At 42.1% G+C, this 290-nt stretch carries 1 protein-coding gene; it reads right to left on the reverse strand.

What is annotated here, in order from left to right:
- Positions 1 to 211: sporulation peptidase YabG (locus JKP73_RS22855; protein ID WP_308436526.1), on the reverse strand; the 211-nt coding region annotated here is incomplete at its 3' end.
- Positions 212 to 290: the final 79 nt, after the last annotated feature.

Here is a 290-nt window from a genome sequence, read left to right on the forward strand (position 1 = left end):
AGGAGAATTCCTCTTTTTCCTGCTCTCTTTTTCTCCGTTTCTCAAGCTCCCTCTGCTGGACCATTTCCAAATCAGTTACCGGCGCATCTGCTTTGAGACGGATATCCTCGCCATATAATTCAACGTTTTCTCTTTTTACCGAGGCTACTCGAAATAATAAATCATGATTATACGATTGCCTCGTTACTAAATCACCTTTTGCAAAGCTCATACCTTCTCCTCACAGCCTTCCTACCAAGCATTCTGATATAGCCTATGAGGAGGCAGCTAAAACTGTGGCTTTATCTAAA

The organism is Virgibacillus salexigens (assembly GCF_014905415.1).
GTDB lineage: Bacteria > Bacillota > Bacilli > Bacillales > Amphibacillaceae > Virgibacillus > Virgibacillus salexigens.